Origin of the sequence: Candidatus Poriferisodalis sp. (genome assembly GCF_965221945.1) — a bacterium.
GTDB lineage: Bacteria > Actinomycetota > Acidimicrobiia > Acidimicrobiales > Poriferisodalaceae > Poriferisodalis.
The window spans coordinates 1,876,880-1,898,451 of sequence record NZ_OZ244925.1 but is presented as its reverse complement, the minus strand read 5'-3'; the positions used below and the strand labels follow the sequence as shown (position 1 = coordinate 1,898,451).

The 21,572-nt window shown below is 64.6% G+C and carries 14 protein-coding genes and 2 rRNA genes; 15 read left to right on the top strand and 1 reads right to left on the bottom strand.

Features of this window, described 5'->3' with window-relative positions:
- Positions 1-2: 2 nt before the first annotated feature.
- The gene (gltB, locus tag ACOQPH_RS08815; protein WP_420624251.1) at positions 3-4,751 is read right to left on the bottom strand and encodes a glutamate synthase large subunit; all 4,749 of its coding nucleotides are present in this window, start codon (positions 4,749-4,751) and stop codon (positions 3-5) included.
- Between the two features lie 285 nt (positions 4,752-5,036).
- Here gltB and argC point away from each other — a divergent pair, with 285 nt between their 5' ends.
- From argC to ACOQPH_RS08740, 15 genes are all read left to right on the top strand, one after another.
- Positions 5,037-6,050 (top strand): N-acetyl-gamma-glutamyl-phosphate reductase, encoded by a 1,014-nt coding sequence (argC, locus tag ACOQPH_RS08810; protein ID WP_420624250.1) that lies wholly within the window; start codon positions 5,037-5,039, stop codon positions 6,048-6,050.
- Entirely contained in the window at positions 6,047-7,012 is a 966-nt protein-coding gene (gene argB / locus ACOQPH_RS08805; protein WP_420624249.1) for an acetylglutamate kinase, read from the top strand. Before argC ends, argB begins: the two co-directional genes overlap by 4 nt.
- 46 nt (positions 7,013-7,058) lie before the next feature.
- Positions 7,059-8,312, top strand: a complete 1,254-nt coding sequence (locus ACOQPH_RS08800; RefSeq protein ID WP_420624248.1) for an aspartate aminotransferase family protein — start codon at positions 7,059-7,061, stop codon at positions 8,310-8,312.
- Entirely contained in the window at positions 8,312-9,229 is a 918-nt protein-coding gene (gene argF / locus ACOQPH_RS08795) for an ornithine carbamoyltransferase (RefSeq protein ID WP_420624247.1), read from the top strand. Before ACOQPH_RS08800 ends, argF begins: the two co-directional genes overlap by 1 nt.
- The gene (locus ACOQPH_RS08790; protein ID WP_420624246.1) at positions 9,226-9,687 is read left to right on the top strand and encodes an arginine repressor; all 462 of its coding nucleotides are present in this window, start codon (positions 9,226-9,228) and stop codon (positions 9,685-9,687) included. The genes argF and ACOQPH_RS08790 overlap by 4 nt, the downstream gene beginning before the upstream one ends.
- Before the next feature lie 11 nt (positions 9,688-9,698).
- The gene (gene argH / locus ACOQPH_RS08785; protein ID WP_420624245.1) at positions 9,699-11,150 is read left to right on the top strand and encodes an argininosuccinate lyase; all 1,452 of its coding nucleotides are present in this window, start codon (positions 9,699-9,701) and stop codon (positions 11,148-11,150) included.
- Entirely contained in the window at positions 11,150-11,749 is a 600-nt protein-coding gene (locus ACOQPH_RS08780) for a DNA-3-methyladenine glycosylase (RefSeq protein ID WP_420624244.1), read from the top strand. Before argH ends, ACOQPH_RS08780 begins: the two co-directional genes overlap by 1 nt.
- Entirely contained in the window at positions 11,746-12,360 is a 615-nt protein-coding gene (locus tag ACOQPH_RS08775; protein ID WP_420624243.1) for an NUDIX hydrolase, read from the top strand. Before ACOQPH_RS08780 ends, ACOQPH_RS08775 begins: the two co-directional genes overlap by 4 nt.
- A gap of 76 nt (positions 12,361-12,436) precedes the next feature.
- The gene (locus tag ACOQPH_RS08770) at positions 12,437-12,685 is read left to right on the top strand and encodes a hypothetical protein (protein WP_420624242.1); all 249 of its coding nucleotides are present in this window, start codon (positions 12,437-12,439) and stop codon (positions 12,683-12,685) included.
- Positions 12,686-12,736: 51 nt separating this feature from the next.
- Entirely contained in the window at positions 12,737-13,006 is a 270-nt protein-coding gene (locus ACOQPH_RS08765; protein ID WP_420624241.1) for a hypothetical protein, read from the top strand.
- The gene (locus ACOQPH_RS08760; protein ID WP_420624240.1) at positions 13,006-13,968 is read left to right on the top strand and encodes an ABC transporter ATP-binding protein; all 963 of its coding nucleotides are present in this window, start codon (positions 13,006-13,008) and stop codon (positions 13,966-13,968) included. The genes ACOQPH_RS08765 and ACOQPH_RS08760 overlap by 1 nt, the downstream gene beginning before the upstream one ends.
- Entirely contained in the window at positions 13,965-14,732 is a 768-nt protein-coding gene (locus ACOQPH_RS08755) for an ABC transporter permease (protein ID WP_420624239.1), read from the top strand. Before ACOQPH_RS08760 ends, ACOQPH_RS08755 begins: the two co-directional genes overlap by 4 nt.
- 83 nt (positions 14,733-14,815) lie before the next feature.
- Positions 14,816-16,087 (top strand): tyrosine--tRNA ligase, encoded by a 1,272-nt coding sequence (gene tyrS, locus ACOQPH_RS08750; protein ID WP_420624238.1) that lies wholly within the window; start codon positions 14,816-14,818, stop codon positions 16,085-16,087.
- Between the two features lie 529 nt (positions 16,088-16,616).
- A 16S ribosomal RNA gene (locus ACOQPH_RS08745) occupies positions 16,617-18,136 on the top strand.
- 315 nt (positions 18,137-18,451) lie between these two features.
- Positions 18,452-21,534: ribosomal RNA gene (locus tag ACOQPH_RS08740) — 23S ribosomal RNA — on the top strand.
- The 16S and 23S rRNA genes sit together here, the layout of an rRNA operon.
- The last annotated feature ends 38 nt before the right edge of the window (positions 21,535-21,572 follow it).

Below are 21,572 nucleotides of genomic sequence, written 5' to 3'. Positions count from 1 at the left end.
CCCTAGCCATGCGCAGCCGCCATGACAGCCTCATCGGGGTCTTGGCCGAGCTCGGCGGCTGCCGCCCGGGCCTCGAGCACCCGCCGGTAGTCCTTGGGCATGACCTTGTGGAAGCAGCGCACCTCGCTGTGCCAGCGCCGCAGGATGCGCTCGGCGGGCGTCGACTCGGTTTCTGCGAGGTGCTGGCGCAGCAGCGACCGCACTGTTTCCGCCTCGGCGTCGTCGAGCTGCGGCTCCAGGTCGACCATCTCGGTGTTCAGGTTCCGCCAGAACACATCATCGGGGTCGTACACGAACGCCGCGCCGCCTGACATGCCCGCGCCGAAGTTGCGACCGACCGTGCCCAACACCACCACGGTGCCCCCGGTCATGTACTCGCACGCGTGATCGCCGACGCCTTCGACGACGGCCGTGGCGCCCGAGTTGCGCACGCAAAAGCGCTCGCCGACAGTCCCACGTATGTAGGCCTCGCCGCTGGTGGCCCCGTACAGGATCACGTTCCCGGCGATGATGTTGTCCTCGGCCACGAAGTCCGGATTCGTCGCCCGCGGCGGCCGCACCACCAATCGTCCGCCCGACAGGCCCTTGCCCAAATAGTCGTTGGCGTCGCCGTACAACCGCATTGTCAGACCGCTTGGCACGAATGCGCCGAAGCTCTGTCCGGCTGAGCCGTTGAACGTCAGGTCGATGGTGTCGTCGGGCAGGCCCGCTCCGCCGTGTGCAGCGGTGATGCGGTGGCCGAGCATGGTTCCGACCGTGCGGTTCACGTTGCTGATCGGCAACTCCGCCCGCACGAGTTCGCGCCGCTCCAGCGCAGGCGCGGCCAGCTCGATGAGCTGCTGGTCGAGCGCCCGTTCCAGACCGTGGTCTTGGCTCTGCGTGCAGTAACGGTCCTGCGGCCAGGGCGTCTGCGGCTCAACCAGGATCGGCGAGAGATCCAAGCCGCGCGCCTTCCAGTGCGCCACTGCTGCGGTGGTATCGAGGCGATCCACGCGCCCGATGGCTTCGGGCAGCGAGCGGAACCCCAGCATCGCCAGGTACTCGCGGACCTCCTGAGCGATGTACTCGAAGAAGTTCACGACGAACTCGGGCCGACCCCCGAATCGCTTGCGCAGTTCACGGTTCTGCGTAGCGACGCCCACCGGGCAGGTGTCGAGGTGGCAGACCCGCATCATGATGCAGCCCGACACCACCAGCGGAGCAGTTGCGAAGCCGAACTCCTCGGCTCCCAGCATTGCTGCGACGATCACGTCGCGGCCGGTCTTGAGCTGCCCGTCGGTCTGCACGACGATGCGGTCGCGAAGGCCGTTCAGCAGCAACGTCTGTTGCGTCTCGGCGAGGCCCAGCTCCCATGGTGCGCCGGCGTGCTTCAGCGAGGTCAAGGGCGAGGCCCCGGTGCCGCCGTCGTGCCCTGAGATCAGCACGACGTCGGCTTTGGCCTTGGCCACGCCGGCAGCCACCGTGCCCACGCCCACCTCGGCCACGAGCTTCACGTGGACACGAGCTTGCGGGTTCGAGTTCTTCAGATCGTGAATGAGCTGCTTGAGATCCTCGATCGAGTAGATGTCGTGGTGCGGCGGCGGACTGATGAGGCCGACTCCCGGTGTGGAATGGCGGGTCCTCGCGATCCAGGGCCACACCTTGGGACCCGGCAGCTGCCCGCCCTCGCCGGGCTTTGCGCCCTGGGCCATCTTGATCTGCAGGTCGTCGGCATTGGTGAGGTACTCCGAGGTGACACCGAACCTCCCCGAGGCCACCTGCTTGATTGCAGAGCGCCGCAGGTCGCCGTTCGGATCGGGCACGTAGCGCTCAGGGTCCTCGCCGCCCTCGCCGGTGTTGGACTTGCCCCCGATGCGGTTCATGGCGATGGCCAGGGTCTCGTGCGCCTCTGCCGAGATCGAGCCGTAGCTCATTGCCCCGGTCGAGAACCGCTTCACGATCTCGGTGACTGGCTCGACTTCGTCGATCGGTATCGGCCCGCCGGGTGCCGTGTGAAGCTCGAACAGACCTCGCAGCGTTGCCAGTTCCGTGGACTGGTCGTCCACCAGCCCGGTGTATTCCTTGAAGACCTCGTAGCGGCCGGCGCGGGTGGAGTGCTGCAGTTTGTAGACGGTCTCAGGGTTGAACAGGTGGTATTCACCCTCGCGCCGCCATTGGTACTCGCCGCCGGCCCACAGGTCGCGGTGCGCCGCCTCAGTGGGATTGTCCAGGTAGGCGAATCGATGGCGTTCGGCGACCTCGGCGGCGAGCACGTCGAGGCCAACGCCGCCGAGCTTGGAGGTGGTCCCGGTGAAGAATCGATCGATGACGTCGGGCCCCAAACCGACCGCCTCGAACACCTGCGCGCCCGTGTAGCTGGCCACCGTGGAGATGCCCATCTTCGACATCACCTTCAGCACGCCCTTGGTACACGCCTTGACGTAGTTGCGTTTCGCGGTGCGCTCGTCGACCTCAGTTATGACGCCGTTGCGCACCATGTCGTCGATCGACTCGAAGGCGAGGTACGGGTTCACGGCGCTGGCGCCGTAGCCGAGCAGCAGCGCCATGTGGTGCACCTCGCGTGCATCGCCGCACTCGGTCACCAGCCCCACCATCGTGCGGGTCTTGTTGCGCACGAGATGGTGGTGCACTGCGCCCGTGAGCAGCAGCGAGGGGATGGGCGCGTACTCCGGGTCGCTGTAACGGTCTGACAGGACGATGATCTGTGCGCCGTCGGCGATGGCCTCGTCGACCCGTCGGCAGACATCGGTGATGGCGCGCTCCATGCCCCCGCCGCCTTCGGTCACGCGGTACAGGCCGTCCACTGCGAACGGCCGGAACCGCTGCGCTGCGCTGCTTGTCGCGGCGCCGTTCGATAGGGCTGTGCTTGTTGACACCGCTCCATGCGGCGCTGTGCTTGTTGACACCGCTCCATGCGGCGCTGTGCTTGTTGACGTCGCTCCATGCGGCGCTGTGCGCGAGTCCTCGTCGATGTAAAGGATCTTCGCCAGATCCTCATTCGACAGGATCGGGGAGGGCAGCACGATCTGCTTGCATGACTCCGGGCCGGGCATCAGCAGGTTCCCCTCGGGGCCGATCTTGGCCTTTGTCGAGGTGACCAGCTCCTCACGGATCGCATCAAGTGGCGGATTCGTGACCTGCGCAAAGAGCTGACTGAAGTAGTCGAAGAGCAGGCGCGGGCGCTTTGACAGCACCGCAATCGGGGTGTCGGTGCCCATCGAACCGATCGGCTCGATGCCGGTACGGGACATCGGCGCGACCAGGATCCGCAGCTCCTCGGTGGTGTAGCCGAACGTGCGCTGGCGCAGCGTCACTGAAGCGTGCTGGGGAGTGAGGTTGAAGCGAGGCGGCAGATCCTCGAGGTGCCCAAGCCCGTCAGCCAGCCAGTCGCCGTACGGCTCGGCAGTCACCAGGTCGCGCTTGATCTCGTCGTCGCCCACGATGCGGCTCTGGGAAGTGTCGACCAAGAACATGCGGCCTGGCTGGAGGCGGCCTTTCTGGATGATGCGCGTCTGATCAATGTCAGCAACGCCGACCTCCGACGCCATCACGACCAGGCCGTCGGAGGTCACCCAGTAACGGGAGGGTCGCAGGCCGTTGCGGTCGAGCACGGCTCCGACGACGGTCCCATCGGTGAAGGCGATGCTTGCAGGACCGTCCCACGGCTCCATCAATGAAGCGTGGAATTCGTAGAAGTCGTGCTTGTCCTGCGGCATGCGGGCGTGGTTCTCCCACGCCTCGGGGATCATCATCAACACCGCATGCGGCAGTGTCCTGCCGCCGAGGTGCAGCAGCTCGAGGACCTCATCGAAGCTGGCCGTGTCCGACGCACCCGGCGTGCAGATGGGGTAGGTGCGTTCGAGCAAGTTGGTGCCGTCTGCAGCGGTGAACAGCGGGCTCGACAGGGTGCCCTCGCGTGCCCGCATCCAGTTGCGGTTGCCCATCACGGTATTGATCTCACCGTTGTGGGCGAGCATGCGGTACGGGTGTGCGAGCGGCCACGAGGGGAAGGTGTTGGTGCTGAATCGCGAGTGCAGCAGCGCGAGCGCTGACTCCATGCGCGGATCGACCAGGTCGGGATAGAACTCCGCGAACTGGCTGCAGGTCAGCATCCCCTTGTAGACGAGCGTCCGGCACGACAGGGAGCCGAAGTACGGGGCAGGGTCGATCTCGTGCTCGGTGCGCTTGCGCGCGACATAGACCCGGCGCTCGAGGTCGAGTCCTTCCAGCCCTTCGCCCTCGGGTGCGGCCACGAACAGCATGCGGAAGACCGGCATGGGATCGGTGGCGAACTTGCCGAGCGAGGAGGGATCGGTCGGGACGTCACGCCAACCGAGCACCTCGAACCCTTCGTCGACCATGATCGCTTCGATGGCCTCAGCAGCTGTTTCGGGATCTTGGCGAGGCAGGAACGCCGTGCCGACGGCGTAGCGGCCCGCAGGCGGGAGCTCGAAATCGCAGACCGCTCGCAGGAATTGATCGGGGACTTGAACGGTGATGCCGATGCCGTCGCCGACGTTGGCCTCCGCCCCGGTGGCGCTGCGATGGTCGAGGTTGACGAGGCACTGCAGGGCTTGATCGACGACGGCGCGGCTGGGAACGCCGGACATGTCGGCGACGAAGCCCACACCGCACGAGTCGTGCTCGTACGCGGGATCATAGAGCCCTTGCGCGGGCGGGGGAGCGGCGTACGGGCCAGAGCGCACGGCAGGGCGGCCTTCGACGCCTGGCGCAGATTCGGCAGTCGGCATTGGCGACGTCCCAGTGAGATAACTGAAGTGGCGTACTGCCACTTCGCGGGCCCAGGGACGTCGTTGGCCCTGTGGGGAGCGAGTCTACCGACGCTTTACCGGACGGCGGCCCCGCACATGGTTGAATAAATTTGCAAATGCGTGAATAAACGTCCGTGAGGCTGGTAAGGTGGTCTGCGGAGCGCGGCATCGCACTTGGCGTGCCGCGACGGGACGGCACGAATTCCCAGCGAAACGGACCAAGAGATGGACACGGCGGCGATGGACACAAACACGGGGTCACACGTGCGAGTCGGAATCGTGGGCGCTTCGGGCTTTACCGGGGCGGAACTGCTGCGACTGGCCGCCGCGCATCGGTCATTCGACGTAGTGGCCGTGGCCGGGGATACACAAGCAGGCGCTGCAGTGCGCGACCTGTACCCCAGCCTGGCGGCTCACTACGGCGACCTTCGTTACTGCTCCTACGACCCTGAGATCTTCGTCGGGCTCGACGCGGTCTTCTTGGGGTTGCCGCACATGGCCAGCGCACCGGTGGTGGCAGACCTGTACAAGCGGGTGGGCTGCGTGATCGATCTGGGTTCGGATTTCCGGCTGCTCGATCCGGCGCTGTACCGGCAGTGGTACGGCGCCGCGCACCCGATGCCGGAGTTGCTGGGCGAATTCCCCTATGGCCTCCCCGAGGTCAACCGTGAGTCATTGCGCGGCGCAGCAGGGATCGCGGTGCCCGGCTGCTACCCGACCGCGGCGGCGCTGGCGCTGGTCCCGTTCGCACGCGGCGGACACATCTCGACGAGCGGCGTCGTCGTCGATGCCGCATCGGGAGTCAGCGGCGCTGGCCGCGCTCCTCAGCCCAATACGACGTTCTCGACCGTCGACGAGGACTTCGTGGCCTACGGCTTGCTGGATCACCGCCACACGCCTGAGATCGAGCAGGCAACCGGTTGCCAGGTGCTGTTTACGCCTCATCTGGCACCGATGGTGCGCGGCATTCTGGCCACGTGTTATGCAAGGCCCACCGAGGGCATGACCACCGACGACGCGCTCGGCGTTCTGGCTGAGTTCTACGCGGACGAACCCTTCGTGGTCGTTCATCGAGACGCCCCGCACACCAAGGCCGCGCTCGGCGCGAATACCTGCCATCTCAGTGCCCGGGTGGATCCCCGCACCGGCTGGCTGGTCGTTCTGAGCGCAATCGACAACCTGGTGAAGGGCGCGTCGGGCGGGGCGGTGCAATGCGCAAACGTGGCGCTTGGCCTTCCCGAGACGGCCGGGCTGTCGACGACAGGGCTGATGCCATGAATGCTGCCGGCGACAATCATTCCGATCAGACTCAGGTCGCCTGCGGCGACGATCATTCCGATCAGTCACAGGACGCCGACGAAGAACATGCCAAGCAGGTCGAGCGGGCCGAGTTGCTCGTCGAGATGCTGCCGTATATCAGTCGTTGGAGAGGCAAGGTCGTTGTCGTCAAGTTCGGCGGCAACGCCATGGTCGACACGGCGCTGACCGACGGTTTTGCTGCCGACATCATGCTGCTGCGCCAGATCGGCCTGGCACCGGTGGTCGTTCACGGCGGCGGGCCGCAGATCGGCGATCTCATGGCGCGCCTGGGCAAGACGTCAGAGTTCCGCGACGGGCTGAGGGTCACCGATGCGGAGACCCTCGACATTGCACGCATGGTGCTGGTGGGCAAAGTCAACCGCGACATCGTCGGTGCCATCAATGCGCACGGCCCCCTGGCAGTGGGCATCTCGGGCGAGGACGGCCGAGTCATCACCGCGACCGCTCGGAACCCCGATCTGGGCTTCGTAGGCGAGGTCACCGACGTGAACACCGACCTGCTCGAGCGTCTTCTCGCCGAAGGGCTGATCCCGGTCATCTCCACGATCGGGGCTGACGCCACGGGGCAGGCGTACAACATCAACGCGGACACCGTGGCCGGAGCCGTGGCGGCTGCTCTCGGAGCCGAGAAGGTCGTCTACCTCACCGATGTCGCGGGCTTGCTCGACGATGTCCAAGATCCGGACTCGCTGATCCGTCGCGCCACGGCCGACACGCTCGCTGCCCGTTTGGCCGGCGGGAAGATCGTCGGCGGGATGATCCCGAAGATCGAGGCCTGCATCAGCGCCGTGCGCAACGGCGTCAACAGCGCTCACCTGCTCGATGGCCGCGTTCCCCACGTGGTGCTCGTCGAGCTGTTCACCGATGCCGGCGTCGGCACGATGATCACGCGCGACCGGCCGCACCTGGTGGCGAGCTGACCGACCGAACTATCGACCAGACAATCGACACAAGGGCCAGAACGAGATGACACAGACCACGGCGGAGACATCTTCGAACGCTGCGCACGCCGCCGCCATGGGCGGCGCAGGGCTGGATTCCTGCCCGCTCATGCCGACTTATGGACCGCCGCCCGTCCAGTTCGTGCGGGGCAGCGGCTGCGAGCTCTTTGACCGCGACGGCAAGCGCTACTTGGACTTCCTGGCAGGGCTGGCCGTCACTTCGCTCGGCCACTCCCACCCGGCGGTCGCCGATGCGCTCAACGAGCAGGCGCGCACGCTGCTGCACGTTTCGAACCTCTTCGGCACCGAACCCCAGGTCGAGGTGGCTCAGACCATCGACCGGCTGCAGGGCGGCGGCGGACAGATCTTCTTCTGCAACAGCGGCGCCGAGTCGCTCGAAGGGGCGATCAAGCTGGCGCGCAAGTACGGCGGGCGCGGGCGCCATGTTGTGGTGAGCGCGCTGAGGTCGTTTCACGGGCGAACCCTGGCGACTCTGCACGCCACCGGCCAGCCCGAAAAGCACGAGACGTTCCAGCCGCTGCCTGAGGGCTTCCGCCATGTGCCCTACAACGACGCGGAGGCTCTCGAGGCGGCCCTGGATCCGAGCTGTTGCGCGGTCCTGCTGGAAGTTGTCCAAGGCGAGGGCGGCGTGAACGTCGGCGACGGCGATTACCTGCGCCGCGTCCGGGAGATCTGCGACGAACGCGGTATGGCGCTGATCATCGACGAGGTACAGACCGGCTTGGCGCGCACGGGCAAGTGGTTCGCCTGGCACTACCACTTCGATCCGGCCGGCGGCCCGACAGGCGCGGCGCGTCCTGACATCGTGACGATGGCCAAGGCGCTGGGCAACGGCGTGCCGATCGGCGCGATCTGGGCCCGTCGCGATGTCGCCGGAGCGTTTCAACCCGGCGACCACGCCACCACCTTCGGCGGCCAGCCACTGGCCGCGAGCGCCGCTCGTGCCGTGCTGCGCACGATGGAGGCGATCGACGCGCCTGGGTTGGCGGCAGCCCGTGGCGAGGAACTGGCCGGAAAGCTCATGGGCGTCCCCGGCGTCGTCGACACCCGTGGCCTGGGTCTGCTCATTGCCGCCGAACTCGACACCGATGCCATCGGCCGAAGCGGCCCCGAGATTGCAGCGGCGTGCCTGGAGGCCGGGCTCGTCGTCAATGGCATCTCGCCGACCGCAGTGCGGTTCGCGCCGCCGTTGGTGGTGTCGAGCGAGCAGATCGATGAATGCCTGGCGATCTTCGCGAACGTGCTCGGGGGTGGCTGATGAGGCACTTCTTGGCAGTCGACGATCTGTCTGCTGACGAACTGCGCTGGGTCCTCGATCTGTCGGCGCGCCCCGCCGCGGCTGCGCCTGCCGCACTGGAGGGCAGCGGGGTGGCACTGGTGTTCGAGAAGGCCTCGAACCGCACCCGCAATTCGATGGAGATGGCCGTGCGACAGCTCGGCGGGCACCCCGTCTACATCCGCCCCGAAGAGGTGGGCATGGACGTGCGCGAGACCGCCGAAGACATCGTCCGTACGTTGGCCTGCTACCACACGATGATCGCTGCTCGCGTCTATCGGCACGGCCTCCTTGAGCGGATGGCGGCCTGTGAGGTCGCGCCAGTCGTCAATCTGCTGTCCGATGACGCCCATCCCTGCCAAGCGCTGGCGGATCTGCTCACCATCTCGCAGTGCATCGGCTTGGATCGCACCGAGCGGGTGGCCTTTGTAGGCGACGCGAACAACGTGTGGCGATCGCTGGCCATCGGCTGCGCCTTGGCCGGCATTCCGAGCACGCTGGCTGTTCCGTCGGGCTACGGGCCGTCATCGGAGACGCTCGACCGTCTTGGGGCGCTGGGCGGTGAGTGCACGGTCACCGACGACCCGGCTGCAGCCGTCGTGGGCGCCGATGCGGTCTGCACGGACGTGTGGACGTCGATGGGCCAAGAGGATGAACAAGCCGAACGGCTCGCCGCATTCGGCGCGTACCAAGTCACCCCTGAACTCATGTCGCAGGCTGCCGACGGTGCAATCTTCCTGCACTGCTTGCCGGCGCACCGGGGCGAGGAGGTGGCCGCCGAGGTCATCGACGGCCCGGCGAGCAGGGTCTGGCAGCAGGCCGAGAACCGGATGCATGCAGCACGGGGCCTGCTGGCCTTCCTGGCCGGACAGGCGGCGGCCCAAGGGGAGGCGTCGTGACCACCAAGGCGCAGCGACAGCACCTCATCCGCGAGCTGCTCGCCAGTAGCGAGATCGGCAGCCAGGCACAGATGGTCGGATTGCTGGGAGAGCACTCAGTGGAGGTCACCCAGGCCACGGTCAGCCGCGACCTCGACGAGATGGGTGTGGCCAAGATGCGCACCGCAGGCCGCACGGTGTATGCAGTGCCAGAGGCCGATGCACCCGGGACCCTGCCCGAGAACACCCTGCGACGCGTCTTCGGGGACTGGGTGCTCGACGTGCGTTGGTCGCAGAACATCGTCGTGCTGAGCACCCCACCTGGGTCTGCGCACGTGGTCGCCTCGGCCATCGACCGAAGCGAATTCGACGGCGTGATCGGCACCGTGGCTGGCGACGACACACTGTTCATCGTGGCCGTTGAGGAACTGGGCGGCGCGGCGGTCGCCGGCCGCTGCCGTGAACTCGCCGATTTGTGAGCCCCCCGATCATGTCTGCTGACGACACTGCCAAGGACCAACCGTCAGGACCCGGCCCGACCACGCTGTGGCACGGCCGGTTCGCCAACGCGCCCGCAGACGCGCTGGCGGCGTTGAACGACTCGCTGCCGTTCGACAAGCGAATGTTCGCTGAGGACATCGCAGCGTCGCACGCCCACGTCTCGATGCTGGCTGATGTCGGCCTGCTCACTGACGACGAGCACGATGGCATAGTCGCCGCGCTCGAACAGGTCGAAGCCGAGATTGCCGGGGGCCACATGGTGTGGGCCCCGACCGACGAAGACATTCATACGGCGGTCGAGCGTCGAGCCACCGAGCTTTGCGAGGTTGCGGCAAAGATGCATACCGGCCGCAGCCGCAACGATCAGGTCGCAACTGACCTGAGACTTTGGACCCGCGGCGCCATCGACGAGCTGACACCGTTGGTGCTTGGCTTGGCGAGCACGCTGGCCGGCCGGGCGCGCGAGGCGCACGATGCCGGCGTGCGGCTGCCCGGCTATACCCACTTGCAGCAGGCCCAGCCAGTTGGGCTCGCTCACCACCTGGCTGCGCACGCGTGGGCCCTCCTGCGTGATGTCGAGCGGCTCGGCGAGGCCAGGATCCGAACCGACGTGTCGCCGCTCGGTGCAGGCGCGCTGGCCGGTTCGTCGCTGCCGCTGGACCCGGCCGCGACCGCGGCCGAGTTGGGATTTGCAGCAGTCTTCGAGAACTCGCTTGACGCAGTCAGCGACCGCGACTTCGTGGCCGACACGCTGTATGGCCTGGCAATGACCGGGGTGCACCTGTCGCGCCTCGGCGAGGAACTGGTGCTGTGGTCGAGCGCCGAATTCGGCTTTGTGACGCTTGACGACGCGTTCGCCACCGGCTCGTCGATGATGCCGCAGAAGAAGAACCCTGACGTCGCCGAGTTGGCACGTGGCAAATCGGGACGATTGATCGGTCACCTGACCGGGTTCTTGGCGACGCTCAAGGGTCTGCCGCTCGCATACAACAAGGATCTTCAAGAAGACAAGGAGCCGCTGTTCGACGCAGTCGACACGGTGCGCCTCGTAACCCTGGCGCTCGACGGGCTGCTGAGCACGGCGAGCTTCAACGCCCCTGCGATGGCTGCAGGCGCTGATGACCCGTTCGTCGCAGCGACCGATCTGGCGGAGTGGCTGGTAGCCCGCGGCACACCCTTTCGGGAGGCACATGCCGTCATTGCTGCGCTCGTGCGCGAGGCACTGTCAGACTCGGAGGCGTCTCCCAGCGCGGACCGGCTGACCGAACTCGTAGCTGCTCATCCGGACTTGGGACCCGAGGCCGCGCAGCGGCTTGCGCCTGGGGCGGCACACCGCAGCCGCACATCCCCAGGCGCTGGCGGACCCGATGCCGTGGCCGTCCAATTGGACCGCCTCGACGCCGCCCTCGCGGCCGCCGGCGGCGCTCCGGGCGGATGCTGATGGAGTCGGCGGCCTCGCCGTTGCCGCCGGAGTTCTACGAGCGACCGGCACCCGAAGTCGCGCCAGATCTGGTGGGCAAGCTGCTCGTGCACTACGACGAATCCCTTCGCGTCGGCCGTATTGTGGAGGTAGAGGCCTACAGCGGCGACGGCGATCCTGCTGCCCACTCGCGCAATGGGCCGACGGCGCGTAATGCCTCGATGTTCGGTCCGCCCGGGCGCCTGTACGTGTACCGGATCTACGGACTCCACTGGTGCGCGAACGCAGTGTGTTCGCCGGCCGGAGCCGGAGAGGCTGTGCTCTTGCGCGCCCTCGAGCCATTGGGCGGTTGCGAGCTGATGACTGCTCGCCGCGGCAGCTCCAGCAAACGGATTGCCTGCAGGGATCTCTGCTCGGGTCCGGCGAAGCTGACCGAGGCGTTCGATATCGACGGCACTCACGACGGTTGCGACCTCACGACCCCCGATGGCCTGAGCATCCGCGACGACGGCTGGACGCCGGCCAACTTGCAGAGTACGTGCCGTATCGGCATCAACCGTGGCACCGACTTGCCATGGCGTTGGTTCGACGGCAGCAGCTCACACGTGAGCGTGCGATGACGGGGCATTTCGTCCAGCGACCCGAGTACCCCGATACAGCAGGCGACCTTGCAGCCGCGATTGCGGTGGTCGAATGCTTCGTCCCTCGCGACCGCACCCAGGCAATGCACCGCCGGCGCCTGCTCGACTTTGCCGCCCGTCATCGGGACGCGCTACATCGCTCCTGCGCGCCAGGACACCTCACCGCGTCCGCCTGGGTGGTGAACCATGAGGCCACCCACGGCCTCGTGCTCCTGCACGTGAAGATCGGCCGCTGGCTGCAGCCCGGCGGCCATGCTGACGGCGAGTCCTCGTTGGCCTCCGTCGCACTGCGTGAGGCCGCCGAGGAAACCGGCATCGAGGGCCTTGAGGTTTGGAGCGACCCCGTCGACATCGACGTGCACTTGTTCGTCAACCGCAAGCGCATTGAGCCCGATCACCTGCACTTCGACGTGCGGTTCGTTGTTCGCGCACCGCGAGGCGCGGTGGCACGGGGCAATCACGAGTCTGAGGGACTGCGCTGGATTGCTGAGAGCCAGCTCGTCGATCCTGTGCTGAACCTCGACGCCAGCACCCGTCGGCTGGCCCGTTACGGCTTCGAACTGGCACACGACGTGAGCTCTCGTAGCTGACCACCGCCACACGACCAGGGCCGCTCCTCAAGACGGACCGTGCCCTCAGGCGTCTGCCGGAGCGTACGTTGAGAGCGTGCGCAGCGTCCTTCGGCTGGTCGAAGACACCGTCCTGTTCCTGTGCGGTCTGGTGGCGGGCTGGATAGCCGTCACGTACGTGCCCGGGGCGGTGCTCGGAGCGGTTGCGGTGACCGTAGTGCTCGCCGCTGGCGGGAGGCTCCTGTTCAACGGCACCGTGTGGTCGGCGGGTGCAGGACTCGTCATTGCGGGCATCGCTGGCGCCGGGCTCTATGTGTCCGAAGCCGTCTCGACGCTCGGGGCTTGAGTGGCCTCTTCCACGGCCGGGTGCGCAAGACCTCCCCGGTAGCGTGACCGCGTGGACTTCGGCACGGTGCTGATCATCGTTGCTGCGGTGGCCGCGGTGATCATGATCCTGGGAATTGCAGATGTTCTGCGGCTGGGCAGTCAGCGATTCTCCGCAGCCGGCCGGCGCCGCATGGATTGGATCCTGCTCATCATCTTCATCGGTCCGCCTGCCGTCCTGCTGTACGCGGCCGCCGTCCGGCCGCAGGTGGCGCATCCCGAGCGTTACGACGACGACACAGCCGACGCACCCGGCAGCGCCGCGGTCGGTGGACACGCGTGATGAACGGCGGCGCGGACCTCGCCATAGAGGTCGCACAGCTCTACAAGCACTATGGCGATGTCGAGGCAGTGGCGGGCGTCGATCTGACGGTCGCGACCGGTGAGGTCCTGGCATTCCTCGGGCCGAATGGGGCGGGCAAGACCACCACGGTCGAGATCTTGGAGGGTCTGCGAACCCGGACATCGGGCGAGATTCGGGTGCTGGGTGTCGATCCGGCCGAGGCCACTGCGTCGTGGCGTGAGCGCATCGGCGTCGTACTGCAAGGCGCCAAGCACGAGGGCGACTTCACCGCATCGGAAATCGTGACGATGTGGTCCGCGTACTACCGCTCTCCGCGCCCGACCGCCGAAGTGCTCGAGTGGGTCGGGCTCTCCGATGCCGCCCGGACTCGAACCCGACGATTGTCAGGCGGCCAGAAGCAACGTCTGGCCGTGGCCCTGGCACTGATCGGCGATCCGGAGTTGGTCTTCCTGGACGAGCCGACGACAGGCTTCGACCCAGCCGCTCGCCGTGAGGCCTGGAACACCATCGGCGGGTTGCGAACGCTGGGCGTGACCGTGCTCCTGACCACTCACTACATGGACGAGGCGGATCACCTCGCCGATCGGATCGTGGTGATCTCCCGTGGACGCATCGTGGCGAACGGCACCGCATCCGAGTTGGCTGCCCTCGCCGCTATGGGGGCGCGCATTAGCTGGGAAGCGGCGGAACTGGAACCGAGCCGCCTGCCGGACAAGTTGCGTGAATTGCTGAACGGCGACGGCTCCTCGATGCCGCCGGGTACTGCCGCCGCAGGAGCAGCGGGCGGATTGCGCCACGAACTGGTCACCGCAGATGTGGGAGGCGTGGTGCGGGAGCTGCTGGCTGCGGCCGACACGGCTGGCACGCGGCTGGACTCGCTGGCGGTCCGGCCGCCCACGCTGGAAGACACCTACCTGGCGCTGACTGGCTCAGACTCTTGAGGGCCCTTCGACAGCTCCGCAGTGAGACCTCGTTCAACTTGCTGGGCTTCTGGCGCAGCCCCGCCGCCACGTTCTTCACGGTGGTGCTGCCGCTCGTGTTCCTGGTGATCTTCACGTCAATCTTCGGCAACGAGATCATGAGCTCTACCGGGGCACGCGTCGCAACGGTGTACGTCCCGGGAATCCTGGCGCTGGCACTTGTCTCGGCCAACTTCATGAACGCGGCCATCGTCACGGTAATCAAGCGCGAGAACGGAGTGCTCAAGGCCATGCGGGCGACACCGCTGCGGCCTTGGGTCTACGTGGGCGGGCAGGTCGGTTCGTCGCTGGTCCTGACGGCGCTGATGACCGTGCTGGTGATAGGCATCGGCTGGCTCGGCTACGGCGTCGAAATCCAGCTCGCCGCCCTGCCGAGCCTGTTCATCTCCCTGCTTGTGGGGGCGGCTGCGTTCTCCGCCCTGGGCTTGGCTATCACCTGCGTCTGCCCGAGCGAGCAGGCGGCGCCTGCGATCACCAACATGTGTGTGCTGCCGCTGTACTTCGTGTCCGACGTGTTCATTCCCTCGGACACAGCACCGCGCTGGATGACTTTCATCGGCGACATCTTCCCGATCAAGCACCTCGCCCATGCGCTGGGGCGCACCTTTGATCCCTTCGCTGAGGGCGTGCCGATGCCGGTGTGGCGCTGGGTGATCATCGGTGTGTGGGGAGTGTTCGGAGTGCTGGTCACGGTGCGGGCCTTTCGTTGGACGCCTCGCAGCTAGCCAGATGTCGGGACCCATCGGGCGCGTGCCCGTCGTGACCTCGCTGTGACCTGATGGCGCGACCTGTCAGGCAGACTGGCGGCGTGGACGTCCTGGCTGACCTCGATGCGCGCGGTCTGATCCATCAGACGACCGACCGTCGGGCGCTCGCGCAGCGTCTGGAGTCCGGCCCGATCACTGTGTACTGCGGATTCGACCCCACCGCCGCCAGCCTCCATGTGGGCAACCTCATGGGACTGCTGACGCTGCGTCGGCTGCAGCTGGGCGGGCACCGTCCGATAGCCCTCGCTGGCGGGGCGACCGGCATGGTCGGCGACCCCAGCGGGCGCTCGACTGAGCGCAACCTGCTCGATGACGACGCTCTGGCCCGCAACCTCGAAGGGATCGTGCCGCAGCTGCGGCAATTCCTGGACTTCGACGACGGGACCTCCGCAGCACGGCTGCTTGACAACCGCGCCTGGACTGTCGGTGTCGGCGTGCTCGACTTCCTGCGAGACGTCGGCAAGCACGTCACCGTGCAGCAAATGGTCGGCAAGGAGTCGGTCCGCAACCGACTGGACGAAGGTGATGGGCTGTCCTACACCGAGTTCAGCTACATGCTGCTGCAGGCGTACGACTACCTCTGGCTGGCCGAGAACGTCGAGTGCGAACTGCAGGTCGGCGGCTCTGATCAGTGGGGCAACATCGTGCTGGGCATCGATTTGATTCGGCGCCGGCTGGGACGCTCCGCCCACGCGCTGACCTGGCCATTGTTGGCGCGCAATGACGGCACGAAATACGGCAAGACGGCTGGTGGCGAGACACTGTGGCTGAGCGCCGACGCCATGAGTCCTTACCGCTTCTACCAAACGTGGGTCGGTGCTGATGATGCCGACGTGGGCAAGCTGCTGGCTCAGCTCACGTTCCTCGATATCGCGGAAGTGCAGGACATCACTGCTGCGCACGAGGCCGATCCGGGCCGTCGCGAGGGCCAACGGCGCCTGGCAACCGAGATCACGCGCATCGTGCACGGAGATGCGGCGGCCACCGCTGCGGCCGGGGCCAGTGAGGTGCTGTTCGGCGGGATGGCGTCGCTGCGCGAGGTGTCGGCACCAGCGCTGGCGTTCGTGGTCGAAGAAGTCCCTTCGGGCCAGCTGCGAGTGCTCGGTGCATCCGTAGTGGACGTGCTCGTCGACGCCGAATTGGCTCACAGCCGCAGCGAAGCTCGCAGGGCGCTCGCCGAGGGCAGCGTGTACATCAACGGCGATCGCACCAGCGATCCCGACCGCCGCGTCGGGGCGAACGACCTGCTCTATGGCCGCTATGTGCTGCTGCGGCGAGGCAAGAAGCGCTGGCACGTGGCGACCGCGCCCTGACAGCGCCGCGTACAGGCGAAATCTGTGACTGAGAGTGGTTGCGGAGGTGGGTCGCCCCCTGTAGTGTCATGCCTCCCCCTCGCAGGCCGCTTTGCCGGCCGGAGGGGCCCGACACCTCCGGCGGCGTCCCCCGCAGCACTCCTTCGCAGAGGGCAGCGGCAGACGCCGATTGAGTGTCAGCTGCCGGCGGCTTCGCCTCAGCAGCGCTCCTTGACAACAGAACAGAGGACGAAAACGCCAGTGCGGGCGATCGGCTGCTGGATTCCAGCCGCCGGTCGAACCACACAGCCGGTCCGCGGTCTACCCAGACCGGGGACCAACTTATTCGTGCCGGAGCATCAGGCTCGCCTCGAGCGGGCCGACATGCGACGGTGCACCAATTCCAGCCAGTTGTCGCAGGAGAGGGGATTTCCCCTCAGATCGCGTCACGGGCTCTTCGATCGTGCTTGCGATGTCTAGTCGCAGCCGCTTCGGCGGTTGCAGCGGCACGGCCACCTTGGTGGCCGCAACGACACAGCAGGCCTCGATCTCGATGGAGAGTTTGATCCTGGCTCAGGACGAACGCTGGCGGCGCGCTTCATCCATGCAAGTCGAACGAACCCGAGACTTCGGTCTCAATGGGGAAGTGGCGAACGGGTGAGTAACACGTGAGAAACCTACCCCGGAGATGGGAATAGCCCAGGGAAACCTGGATTAATACCCGATACCCTGCCTGCACCACATGGTGCGTTCAGGAAATGCTCCGGTGCTCCGGGAGGGTCTCGCGGCCTATCAGCTTGTTGGTGAGGTAATGGCTCACCAAGGCATCGACGGGTAGCTGGTCTGAGAGGACGATCAGCCACACTGGGACTGAGACACGGCCCAGACTCCTACGGGAGGCAGCAGGAGGGAATATTGCGCAATGGGCGCAAGCCTGACGCAGCGACGCCGCGTGGGGGAAGAAGGCCTTCGGGTCGTAAACCCCTTTCAGCAGGGACGAAATTGACGGTACCTGCAGAAGAAGCGCCGGCCAACTACGTGCCAGCAGCCGCGGTAATACGTAGGGCGCAAGCGTTGTCCGGATTCATTGGGCGTAAAGGGCTCGTAGGCGGTTTGGTAAGTCGGGTGTGAAAACTCAGGGCTCAACTCTGAGACGCCACTCGATACTGCCATGACTAGAGTCCGGTAGAGGAGTGTAGAATTCCTGGTGTAGCGGTGAAATGCGCAGATATCAGGAGGAATACCGATAGCGAAGGCAGCACTCTGGGCCGGTACTGACGCTGAGGAGCGAAAGCGTGGGGAGCAAACAGGATTAGATACCCTGGTAGTCCACGCCGTAAACGTTGGGCACTAGGTGTGGGTTCCATCCAACGGAATCCGTGCCGTAGCTAACGCATTAAGTGCCCCGCCTGGGGAGTACGGCCGCAAGGCTAAAACTCAAAGGAATTGACGGGGGCCCGCACAAGCGGCGGAGCATGTTGCTTAATTCGAGGCAACGCGAAGAACCTTACCTGGGTTTGACATGTTGGGGACAGCCGCAGAGATGCGGTTTCCTTATGGTCCCATCACAGGTGGTGCATGGCTGTCGTCAGCTCGTGTCGTGAGATGTTGGGTTAAGTCCCGCAACGAGCGCAACCCTTGTCCTATGTTGCCAGCGCGTAATGGCGGGGACTCATGGGAGACTGCCGGCGACAAGTCGGAGGAAGGTGGGGACGACGTCAAGTCATCATGCCCCTTATGCCCAGGGCTGCAAACATGCTACAATGGCCGGTACAAAGGGCTGCGAAACCGCGAGGTCAAGCGAATCCCAGAAAGCCGGTCTCAGTTCGGATTGGAGTCTGCAACTCGACTCCATGAAGCCGGAGTCGCTAGTAATCCCGGATCAGCAACGCCGGGGTGAATACGTTCCCGGGCCTTGTACACACCGCCCGTCACACCACGAAAGTTGGCAACACCCGAAGCCAGTGGCCCAACCCGCAAGGGGGGGAGCTGTCGAAGGTGGGGTTAGCGATTGGGGTGAAGTCGTAACAAGGTAGCCGTACCGGAAGGTGCGGCTGGATCACCTCCTTTCTAAGGAGTCACCTCCGAGACCGAGACCACCGAGGTCTCGGTTCTCAGACGGAGATTCCCAGTTGGAGCACTGGTGCTGCCTGGATCCATTGGCTGATGTTCTTCATCAGCCGGTTTCAGTCGGCTCGTCCTCTGTTCTGCTGCCAGGGAGCGCTGTGTCGCGCCATGGCGTCGCAGCTCTCTGATAACTGCATAGCGATGCACGAGCATCAAACCCTCGTCGCTGGCGACCGTTGAGTGGCACGAAATAGCTGCCGCTTAAACGTGTTCAAGAGCGATGGAGGGATTTTGATTCTTCGAGACTGAGTATCGATATACCAAGCTACGAAGAGCCAATGGTGAATGCCTTGGCGCCGAACACCGATGAAGGACGTGATAGGCTGCGATAAGCCACGGGGAGCCGCCGAATAGGCTTTGATCCGTGGACATCCGAATGGGGAAACCCGGCACCTTTTATCGGGTGTCACGTCTGCCTGAATCTATAGGGCAGTTCGAGGGAACGAGGGGAATTGAAACATCTCAGTACCCTGAGGAAAAGAAAGCAACAGCGATTCCCGGAGTAGCGGCGAGCGAAATGGGAACAGCCTAAACCGAGTCCGGTGGTAAAGCCTGGTGGCGTTGCCGGATCGGTGTTGTGGGACATCCCCGACCGAACACCAGATCGGTCAAGGAGTTACAAAACAAGCAGATAGCGGAACCGTACAGGAAAGGCGGGCCAAAGAGGGTGACAGCCCCGTACGCGAAATCTGTTTGTCTCCTGGGATTGCTCCCGAGTAGCGCCGGTTCCGTGAAGGCCGGCGTGAATCTGCGAGGACCACCTCGTAAGGCTAAATATGTTTCGGCGACCGATAGCGAACTAGTACCGTGAGGGAAAGGTGAAAAGTACCCCGGGAGGGGAGTGAAATAGTACCTGCAACCATTGGTTTACAAGCAGTTGAAGCGCTACCGGACATTCGTGTCCGTGCGCGACAGCGTGCCTTTTGAAGAATGAGCCAGCGAGTTACGGTGTGTGGCAAGGTTAACCAGTGATGGGAAGCCGGAGCGAAAGCGAGTCCGAATAGGGCGCACAGTCGCATGCTGTAGACCCGAAGCCGTGTGATCTATCCATGGGCAGGGTGAAGCGGAGGTAAGACTCCGTGGAGGCCCGAACCGACCTAGGTTGAAAACTGGGCGGATGACCTGTGGATAGGGGTGAAAGGCCAATCAAACACGGTGATATCTGGTTCTCCCCGAAATGCATTTTGGTGCAGCGTCGCACGTTCAGCCATGGAGGTAGAGCACTGATTGGGCTAGGGGGCCCACAAGCTTACCGACCCCAGTCAAACTCCGAATGCCATGGCTCCAGAGTGCGGCAGTGAGTCCACGGGGGATGAGCTTCGTTGGACGAGAGGGAAACAGCCCAGAACGCCGGCTAAGGCCCCTAAGTGTGTATTAAGTGGCAAACGATGTGGGATTGCCCAGACAGCCAGGAGGTTGGCTTAGAAGCAGCCACCCTTGAAAGAGTGCGTAATAGCTCACTGGTCGAGTGGTCCTGCGCGGATAATGTAACGGGGCTAAATACACCGCCGAAGCCGCGTCTTTGAATTCACCTACGGGTGGATTTGAGGGGTAGGGGAGCGTCGTGCCTGCTGCGAAGCTGGAGCGTGAGCGCCAGTGGAGCGGGTACGAGTGAGAATGCTGGCATGAGTAGCGAGAGAGGGGTGCGAATCCCCTCCGCCGTAAGCCCAAGGGTTCCTGGGGAAGGCTGGTCCTCCCAGGGTTAGTCGGGAGCTAAGGCGAGGCCGAGAGGCGTAGTCGATGCACAACCGGTTGATATTCCGGTACCACCGCGTGCGCGCCCAGTCCAAAATGCGGTTGCTAAGGGGCTGTCTTCCCTTCGGGGAAAGACGAACCGACCCACCGCACTGAGGACAGCAATGAGGGGACGCAGGAGGATAGGTGAACCCAGGCGATGGTAGACCTGGGGTAAGCGTGTAGGACGGGGACTAGGTAAATCCGGACCCCATGAAGTCTGAGACGCGATGCCGAGCCGCTACAGGCGAAGTCACTGATTCCATGCTGCCTAGAAAAGCCTCTAGCGAGTTCACGCGGTGCCCGTACCTAAACCAACACAGGTAGGCAGGTAGAGCATACTCAGGCGAACGGGAGAACTGTGGTTAAGGAACTCGGCAAATTGCATCCGTAACTTCGGGAGAAGGATGACCCCATGATGGTGACGGCACTAGCTGCCTGAGCCGGAAGGGGTGTCACAAAATAGGGGAAAGCGACTGTTTACTAAAAACACAGCAGCGTGCGAAGTCGTAAGACCATGTATACGCTGTGACGCCTGCCCGGTGCCGGAAGGTTACGGGGAACGGTTAGCTCTTTGGAGCGAAGCTGTGAACCTAAGCCCCGGTAAACGGCGGCCGTAACTATAACGGTCCTAAGGTAGCGAAATTCCTTGTCGGGTAAGTTCCGACCTGCACGAATGGCGTAACGACTTTCCCACTGTCTCAACCACAGACCCGGCGAAATTGAAGTACGAGTAAAGATGCTCGTTAGCTACAGAAGGACGGAAAGACCCCGTGGACCTTTACTATAACCTGGTATTGGGTTGTGGCACGTGTTGTGTAGGATAGGTCGGAGACGAGGAAGCGTACGCGCCAGCGTGCGTGGAGTCAACCTTGAAATACGACCCTGCTCATGTCGGAACTCTAACCTAGGACCCTCAACGGGTTCGGGAACAGTGCCAGGCGGGTAGTTTGACTGGGGCGGTCGCCTCCCAAATGGTAACGGAGGCGCCCAAAGGTTCCCTCAGACTGGTTGGCAATCAGTCGTCGAGTGCAATGGCACAAGGGAGCTTGACTGTGAGACATACAGGTCGAGCAGGTGCGAAAGCAGGGCATAGTGATCCAGCGATTGCGTGTGGAAGCGTCGTTGCTCAACGGATAAAAGGTACCCCGGGGATAACAGGCTCATCTTCCCCAAGAGTCCATATCGACGGGAAGGTTTGGCACCTCGATGTCGGCTCATCGCATCCTGGGGCTGAAGCAGGTCCCAAGGGTTGGGCTGTTCGCCCATTAAAGCGGTACGCGAGCTGGGTTTAGAACGTCGTGAGACAGTTCGGTCCCTATCCTCTGTGGCTGTAGGAGATTTGAGGAAAGCTGTCCGTAGTACGAGAGGACCCGGATGGACGCAGCTCTCGTGTGCCAGTTGTTCCGCCAGGAGCACGGCTGGTTGGCGACCTGCGGAAGGGATAAGCGCTGAAAGCATCTAAGCGCGAAGCCTGTTCCAAGATGAGATCTCCCACTGGTACAACCAGGTAAGGCCCGTGGAAGATAACCACGTTGATAGGCCGGATGTGTAAGCACAGCAATGTGTTCAGCAGACCGGTACTAATCGGCCGAGGGCTTGGTATCGATACTCAGCCTCGAAGAAGCGCACCACGTAGTGCGCT

Bases quoted from the DNA above. Each gene is read 5' to 3' on its own strand.
- ACOQPH_RS08760 (WP_420624240.1), top strand. From the start codon at position 13,006: ATGAACGGCGGCGCGGACCTCGCCATAGAGGTCGCACAGCTCTACAAG.
- ACOQPH_RS08800 (WP_420624248.1), top strand. From the start codon at position 7,059: ATGACACAGACCACGGCGGAGACATCTTCGAACGCTGCGCACGCCGCC.
- argB (WP_420624249.1), top strand. From the start codon at position 6,047: ATGAATGCTGCCGGCGACAATCATTCCGATCAGACTCAGGTCGCCTGC.
- ACOQPH_RS08775 (WP_420624243.1), top strand. From the start codon at position 11,746: ATGACGGGGCATTTCGTCCAGCGACCCGAGTACCCCGATACAGCAGGC.
- ACOQPH_RS08780 (WP_420624244.1), top strand. From the start codon at position 11,150: ATGGAGTCGGCGGCCTCGCCGTTGCCGCCGGAGTTCTACGAGCGACCG.
- argF (WP_420624247.1), top strand. From the start codon at position 8,312: ATGAGGCACTTCTTGGCAGTCGACGATCTGTCTGCTGACGAACTGCGC.
- argH (WP_420624245.1), top strand. From the start codon at position 9,699: ATGTCTGCTGACGACACTGCCAAGGACCAACCGTCAGGACCCGGCCCG.
- gltB (WP_420624251.1), bottom strand. From the start codon at position 4,751: ATGCCGACTGCCGAATCTGCGCCAGGCGTCGAAGGCCGCCCTGCCGTG.